General features: G+C 68.0%; 6 protein-coding genes. All 6 read left to right on the forward strand.

The genetic code is table 11. The features are described 5' to 3' along the window. Positions 1 to 923 precede the first annotated feature (923 nt). The 6 genes from AC08OQ_RS15895 to AC08OQ_RS15920 all read left to right on the forward strand — a co-directional run bounded on the left by AC08OQ_RS15895 (position 924) and on the right by AC08OQ_RS15920 (position 7,252). Positions 924 to 1,160, forward strand: a complete 237-nt coding sequence (locus AC08OQ_RS15895; RefSeq protein WP_476601763.1) for a DUF397 domain-containing protein — start codon at positions 924 to 926, stop codon at positions 1,158 to 1,160. Positions 1,161 to 1,426: 266 nt separating this feature from the next. Then, entirely contained in the window at positions 1,427 to 2,182 is a 756-nt protein-coding gene (locus tag AC08OQ_RS15900) for a hypothetical protein (RefSeq protein WP_476601764.1), read from the forward strand. 176 nt (positions 2,183 to 2,358) lie between these two features. After that, positions 2,359 to 2,793, forward strand: a complete 435-nt coding sequence (locus tag AC08OQ_RS15905) for a GlcG/HbpS family heme-binding protein (protein WP_462188883.1) — start codon at positions 2,359 to 2,361, stop codon at positions 2,791 to 2,793. Positions 2,794 to 2,955: 162 nt separating this feature from the next. Next, positions 2,956 to 4,233, forward strand: coding sequence for an ABC transporter substrate-binding protein (locus AC08OQ_RS15910; protein ID WP_476605742.1), 1,278 nt, complete (start codon positions 2,956 to 2,958; stop codon positions 4,231 to 4,233). Between the two features lie 208 nt (positions 4,234 to 4,441). After that, on the forward strand, positions 4,442 to 5,431 hold the full coding sequence (locus tag AC08OQ_RS15915; RefSeq protein WP_476601765.1) for a malate dehydrogenase: 990 nt from the start codon (positions 4,442 to 4,444) through the stop codon (positions 5,429 to 5,431). A 366-nt stretch (positions 5,432 to 5,797) separates the two neighbouring features. Next, positions 5,798 to 7,252, forward strand: a complete 1,455-nt coding sequence (locus AC08OQ_RS15920) for a cation:proton antiporter (protein ID WP_476605743.1) — start codon at positions 5,798 to 5,800, stop codon at positions 7,250 to 7,252. Positions 7,253 to 7,333: the final 81 nt, after the last annotated feature.

Below are 7,333 nucleotides of genomic sequence, written 5' to 3' on the forward strand. Positions count from 1 at the left end.
TGAGAGGGCCAGTTCGATCACAAGATCAGCGACAGATCCAGATCCTGAGGTGTCCCCCGTTGTTTTACAGCTATGTCGCGGGCCCCGGAGCCACGAGTGGACCGGAAGGGCCACGGTTTTCGCTACGCCGAGGCTATGACCTTGTGCACAGTCAGGTCGCGCGCGGCCGGCCTCCCGTCGTCCGGGGAGCCGGAGTGCCCCGTCGTGAGCGCGCATCTTTCCCCCAGGTCGGGGATCTTTTTCTCCTGGCTCGGCCCGCGGCCGCCTCGTACGGGTGCCCGGTGTACGGATCGGATTCGTCACTCTTCGGATTTTTCGGACGTTTCGCCTAGTGGTGTCGAGACCCGTCCATGGTTCTTCGGGGAGCCCCATGGACGGGCTGGGCTCAGATTCGTGGTGTTTTTATGGTGTTTGTGATAAGATTTTTAGTGCTTTCGGTGGTTACATCAACATCCTTGGCACTTCCGTTAGATCTTCTCTTGATCTTCTCTTGATCTTCTCTTGATCTTCTCTTGATCTTCTCTTGATCTTCTCTTGATCTTCTCTTGATCTTCTCTTGATCTTCTCTTGATCTTCTCTTGATCTTCTCTTGATCTTCTCTTGATCTTCTCTTGATCTTTCATTGGGCTGCCCTGGGGCCGTCCTGGGACTGGTTCGGCGTGGAGGCCGCGGCAGCGCGAGGCATCGGGCCGGGCGTCTGTCGCCCGCTTGATGCACGTGCACCCGACCGTGCTGTATCGTGAGCTGAAGTTCGTGCAGTCGCACACGCTGACATGGTGGGACGATCTTCCGGGGGGTGTTCCGTCATGGTTTTGGCTGGCAGTCGGTCGGCGGTCGGTGGTTGGCCCGTCGGTGGTACAGCGAGCGGACGGCGTGGGTCGGGGCCGTGGCGGCACGGCTTCCCGGGGCTTCAGGAGATCGACATGAGCAAGATCTACAGCGGTATGCCTGCCGCGGCGCTGCAGCGCGTGACATGGCAGAAGAGCCGCCGGAGCAACTCGCAGGGAAACTGCGTCGAAATGGCGAAGCTTCCGGGCGACGAAGTTGCCGTCCGTAACTCTCGGCATCCAAACGGACCCGCTCTGGTGTATACCCGAGCTGAAATCGAGGCTCTGATACTCGGCGCCAAAGACGGCGACTTCGACAACCTGCTCCAGTAGCTGAGCCCGTCATGGCTTTCCCGGTTCCGGCAGCCTCGACGAGGCGGGTACGTTCCATCGCCGCGTGGGCTCCCCCTGCAGGGAGCCCACGCCGGGTCGTGGACGGTGTGGGCACCGTGGCCGATTGTGGTCTGGGGGGCGGTGCCCGCCCGGACCGGGCGGGCACGTGGCGAGACGGTGCCAGCCCCGCTCCTGCACTTAGCAACCCGCTCACGCGGCCCGCGGTCGCGTTCGCGTCGCTCCCGGCCAACCGGACCGGAGACAGCATGCCCACGTCGATCCCTGAACGGATCTTCAGCTCGGAGGATCTGCCGCTCCTCTCACTTCCCGGTGCCGACGGGCTCATCACCTGCCAGTGGATTCACGAGTCCATGAGGGTGCGGACCCCGTCGGGAGGCGGCGGTGACGCCATCGAGGAGCGGCGGCGCGCGCAGGTCAGTTTCGTCCTGGTCGAGCCGGCCTGGCTGGTTCGCGCGGCGGCCGAGCGGCTACGCGCACCGGCAGTCGACGCCGTCGTCCTGCACGCTCATGCCAGCCTGCCCGGTCGCAGCGCGCTGGCCTTGGCGTTCGCTTCTCATCTGCGCAATGCCCTGAGACGGCCGGGAGCAGGCGGTACGCCCGCCCCCGGCGGCCCCCCCGGGTCCGGCGGCGAGCCGGAGGTCGGTGACAACGTCGTCACCGCCGGGGTGCGGCCGGATCTCAGCGGCTTCGCCGATCTGATCCGGGTACCCCATCTGGTGACCGTCACCGACGGCACTGGTGCCGTCGCGGACACAGTTGTGTGGGAAATCATGACCGGCGCGCAGTTCGACACCTGGCTCGACGGAGCTCCCCGGCCCGACCAGCGAGTCATCGAGGCGCACCTGCCCGGTCTGTTGCGTCTGCGCGGCCTGCACCGGGTCGGCCGGCTGGATCATCCGGGCGCCGGTGCTCTGCTGGACCTGCTGGGCGGCGGCTATCTCTCCAGCCGGTTGATCCACCGCTGCCCCCAGGCCGTCCTCCCGTTCGTCGCCGCGGCCTGACCCCCGGTTCCCTGCCGGGGAACCGGGGATACCCCGTGTCTACCTGTATCCTGCCGTTCGCCACTCGGGAGTGCCATGCGCGACGGTGGTTACGCGGCGCGCCTTCCACCACCTGACAGTCAGCCAGGGCCTATGGTCAAGCGCACCGGAACGCCGCTTTATGGGGAGAGTCGCGGATGACCGTATCGCTCGAGGACGCCCGTCGGATCATCGCCGCCGGGGAGAAATATGCGGTTCACCTCGGTCAACCGGTTAACATTGCCGTCGTTGACCACGCCGGAATTCTGGTTGCCCACGTCCGGATGGACAATGCCCGGCTCGAGACCGCGGATATCTCCGTCGACAAGGCGTGTGCGGCTCGGTCCTGGGCTCCGCCGGCCCAGCTGGTCAGTCATACCGGTGGCGAGGGACACGCTGGCGGCAAGGCACCTGCCACGGGTGACGGCCGCGTCGGACGGGAGCGTCCGTCGCCGGCGGAACCGGTCGTCACGGGTCTGCCCGGTGCGCTGCCGCTGTGGCGGAACGGGGTGATCGTGGGGGCCGTCGGGGTGAGCGGTGGTCCCGCCCCCCTTGACCAGGCCATCGCCCGGGCTGCCGCGGCGGCGTTCTGACCTGGCCGACCTGGCCGACCGGGGCCGCACCCCACGGGGTACCGCGTGGGGAGCCCGAAGCAGGATCGGATCCTGAAACCGGGAGCGATCGATCTTCGGTGAATCTCACAAAATCAACGGAATGGCACCGAAGAGTGGTCCTCCTGGTTCAGGCTTGATGGAGTGAGGAGCATCACGGCTCTGGGGGCCGGGCCGCACCGGCCTCGGCGCCGTCGTGCGGACCGTCGGGCCGCGCTGCTCGGGCTCGTGAGTCTCCTGATCGTCTTGGGAGCGGTCGGCTGCCGGGTCTCCACCGACAGGCCGACCGCGCCCCCGGCCTGCGCGGCGCCGGGCGTCGGTCCGGGCTCGATCAGATTCGGCCTGCTCTATCCGGACACCGGAAACGCGGCGTCACTGTTCCGGTCCTTCCGGGCCGGGGTGGACGCCCGGCCCGGGGTGGCGGACAAGGCGGGTGGTGTGTATGGCCGAAAAGTGATCTATGTCTGGCGGGATGACGCCTCGAATCCCGCCGGGAACCAGGCCGCCGCCCAGGGGCTCGTGGAGGACGACCAGGTGTTCGGAATCATCGAGTCGACCTCCGTGGCCAGTGGTTCCGCTGGTTATCTCAATAGCCGGCGAATACCGGTGACCGGTACCTCGCTGGAAGCGGCCTGGACCCACAACGACAACATGTTCAGCTACTCGAATATGATCTTCGACGGGCCGTCCGTCACGACCTGGGGTGAGTTCGTCGCCGAGCGCGGCGGCCACCGGGCGATCATCGCCCAGTCCGGGTTCTCGGCGACCTCCGTGACCCTCGCCGACAAGATGGCGCTGAGCCTCGCCGCGGCCGGGGTGCGGGTGCTCGGCCGGATCGATGCGACCCGGCCGGTCGACATCCCAGGTATCGGCCGGAAGGTGCGCGATAGCGGCGCGGACGTCCTGGTCGGCGCCGTCACCGGCGCCGCCTTCGGCCAGGTGGTCCTGGGCGCCCGGGTGGCCCGGGCAGATCTGCGGGTCATCCTGTCGCCCACCGGCTACGACCAGCGTCTCCTGCAATTGTTCGGCGGAGTGCTGGCCGGGGTCTACAGTTTCGTCGACTACCTGCCGTTCGAGCAGGAGACTCCCGCTCACCAGCGGTTCCTGCAGGCCATGCTGGAGTACGCGCCCCAGGTGTCCCCGCCGGCCCAGCAGGCGGCCCTGTCCGGGTGGATCTCGGCGGACATGTTCCTGCGCGGCTTGGTGGCCGCCGGGCCATGTCCCAGCCGGGAGACGTTCATCAGGGGCCTGCGGGCGGTGCGCGGCTATGACGCGGACGGGTTGCTGCCCGCCCCCGTCAACTTCGCCGCCCATTTCAGGCAGATCACCCGTTGTTACACCTTCCTTCAGGTCACCGCGGACGCGAAACGTTTCGCGCTGGTCTCGCCCGTACCACGGTGCGGGACCGAGATCGGCCGGTAGCACGTGCCCCATCGCGGCGCCGCGATGTGAGCTGCGTCCGCGCCGCCCGTGCCTCCTGACCAAGAACTTCGGACTAGCCTCGGGCTAGCATCGCTGGGGCGGCAGAAGACGTTCCAGTCCAGGACCGGTTACCCAGCCGGCTCGGGATCGTTACGAGGACGACACGGGCCGCACCCCGATCTTCCGTGATCTGCACCAGGAGAAGCCAGTGAGCTCAACGCCCGTCAACGTCACCGTAACCGGCGCCGCCGGTCAGATCGGCTACGCGCTACTGTTCCGCATCGCGTCGGGCCAGCTGCTGGGTGCGGGCACGCCGGTGAAGCTGTGTCTGTTGGAGATCCCGCAGGCCGTGCGGGCGGCGGAGGGCACGGCGCTGGAGCTCGAGGACAGCGCCTTCCCGCTACTGGCGGGGGTTGACGTGTTCGACGACGCCAAGCGGGCCTTCGAGGGCACCAACGTGGCCCTCCTCGTCGGCGCACGTCCGCGGACCAAGGGCATGGAGCGTGGTGACCTGCTGTCCGCCAACGGCGGGATCTTCAAGCCGCAGGGCGAGGCGATCAACAGCGGGGCCGCCGAGGACATCAGGGTTCTCGTCGTCGGGAACCCGGCCAACACCAATGCGCTCATCGCTCAGACGCACGCTCCGGACGTGCCCGCCGAGCGATTCACCGCGATGACCCGGCTTGACCACAACCGCGCGATCGCGCAGCTCGCCAAGAAACTCGGCGTGCCCAGCACCGAGATCAAGAAGATCACGATCTGGGGTAACCATTCGGCTACCCAGTACCCGGACATCTTCCACGCCGAGGTGGGCGGACGCAGCGGCGCCGAGGCGGTCGGCGACCAGGCATGGATTGCCGACGAGTTCATCCCGCGGGTCGCCAAGCGGGGCGCCGAGATCATTGAGGTGCGCGGCGCATCGTCCGCGGCGTCGGCCGCCTCCGCGGCCATCGACCACATCTTCACCTGGGTCAACGGCACCCCGGCGGGCGACTGGACCTCGGCGGCGATCCCGTCCGACGGCTCCTACGGGGTGCCCGAGGGGCTCATCTCCTCGTTCCCGGTCACCGCGTCCGGCGGCCGGTTCGAGATCGTGCAGGGTCTGGAGCTCGACGCCTTCTCCCGGGAGAAGATCGACGCCTCGGTGCGTGAGCTGGCCGAGGAGCGGGAGGCGGTCCGCGCGCTCGGCCTCATCTGAGCCGATTTCTCCCCGCCTGCGCAGGCTGGTGAAGCGGAGGGAAGCGCGGAGGGCTGGTCACGGTTGCCGGCCCGGAAAACGTGATTACCCCTCCACAACTCCGCGCCATGCGGCGGGAGATGACGCGAACGGCGGACTTCCCGGCGTCCGTTGTGGTTTCTTCTTGAGGGACGTCGGTACCAGTGCCGGCGCCCGCGGCGTCAGCCGACCGAATCGCATGCGCGCGGGCGACGGGGGATGACGAGAAATCCGTGATCCGGGATTCCGGCTCTCGGCTGGCCTGTCGCCGATGCGGCCGTCGGTCGTCGGACGTCGGCTTGGAGCCCTCGCCGCCGTCAGTGGTGGCGAGACGTCCGAGGAGAGACATTGTCCCTCACGTCCGCCCAGCCCGTCCCCTCGATCCCACCGCATTCCCTGCTGCTGTTCCTGCTTCAGCTCGCCGTGCTGCTCAGTCTGGCAATTCTGCTCGGGCGTCTCGCCGTGCGCCTGCGGATGCCCGCCATCGTCGGGGAGCTCTGCGTCGGCGTGCTCCTCGGCCCGTCATTGCTCGGAACGCTGTGGCCGGCCTTCTCGGACTGGTTGCTTCCGCGTGACGCCGCGCAGTTTCACCTGCTCGACGCGGTGGGACAGCTCGGCGTTCTCTTCCTGGTCGCGCTCAGCGGGTTCGAGATTGATACGCGGATCATCCGCCGGCGCAGTCTCACCGTCGCCCGGATCAGCCTCGGTGGGTTGCTCCTGCCGTTGGGTTTCGGGATCGCCACCGGCGTGCTGATGCCGTCCTCCCTGCTGGGCCCCGACGGCGACCGGACGGTCTTCGCGCTGTTCCTCGGGGTGACGATGTGCGTGAGCGCCATCCCGGTGATGGCGAAGACGCTCATGGAGATGCGTCTGACCCATCGGGAGGTCGGGCAGCTCGCGCTGGCCGGCGGGATCATCGACGACGCCGTTGGCTGGCTGATGCTGGCGGTCGTGTCCGCGATGGCGACCACCGGTGTCCGGGCGGGCGACACGGCGTTGTCGGTGCTTTACGTCCTCGGGGCGGGGATCTTCGCGTTGACGATCGGCCGGGTCGTCGTCCGGGCCGTGCTGGGACGGATCATTGCCACGAGTGGTGCCGGGGCTGGGGCTGGCGCCGATCCCGGCGCCAGGAGCGGATCGGTCGTGGCCTTCGTGGCCGTGCTGGTGCTCGCGTCGGCGGCCGGGACGCAGGCGTTGGAGCTGGAGGCGGTGTTCGGCGCCTTCCTGGGCGGGGTCGTCCTCGGGTCGTCCGGCCTGGTGGATCAGGCCAGTGTCGCCCCGTTGCGAATCGTGGTGATGGCGGTGCTCGCGCCCATCTTCTTCGCGACGGCGGGCCTACGTGTCGATCTCACCGCTCTGGGTGAACCCCGGGTTCTGCTCGCGGCGGTGATCGTGCTCGCGGTCGCGGTCTTCGGCAAGTTTGCCGGTGTGTACGCGGGGGCACGGGCCAGCCGGCTGACCCCCTGGGAGGCTCTTGCCCTGGGCGCCGGCATGAACGCGCGGGGGGTCATCGAGATCGTGGTGGCCAGCGTCGGCGTGCGGCTGGGGGTGCTCTCCACCGAGACGTACACGGTCATCGTTCTGGTCGCGATCGTCACGTCGGTCATGGCTCCGCCGATCCTGCGCCGTGCCATGCGACAGGTTGAGCAGACCGCTGCCGAGGAACAGCGCCGTCTCGTGCTGGACGGTCACCATGCGAGCGGTGCCGGTGGCGTCGGTGCCGCGGAGGCGGGCGTCATTCCCGTCGCGAGGCCCGGACGCTCCCCGGAGTTCGGTCCCGCGCACGACACCGAAGGTCGGTGAACCCACCCAATACAACGGGTAGGGACGGGTTAGAATTCGGGATCGGGATCGGGATCGGGATCTGTCGCTGATCTTGTGATC

Source organism: Frankia sp. CcCS3, assembly GCF_977927575.1.

Excerpts from the sequence above, each read along its gene's own strand:
- AC08OQ_RS15895 (WP_476601763.1), top strand. The coding sequence starts at position 924 with ATGAGCAAGATCTACAGCGGTATGCCTGCCGCGGCGCTGCAGCGCGTG.
- AC08OQ_RS15900 (WP_476601764.1), top strand. The coding sequence starts at position 1,427 with ATGCCCACGTCGATCCCTGAACGGATCTTCAGCTCGGAGGATCTGCCG.
- AC08OQ_RS15905 (WP_462188883.1), top strand. The coding sequence starts at position 2,359 with ATGACCGTATCGCTCGAGGACGCCCGTCGGATCATCGCCGCCGGGGAG.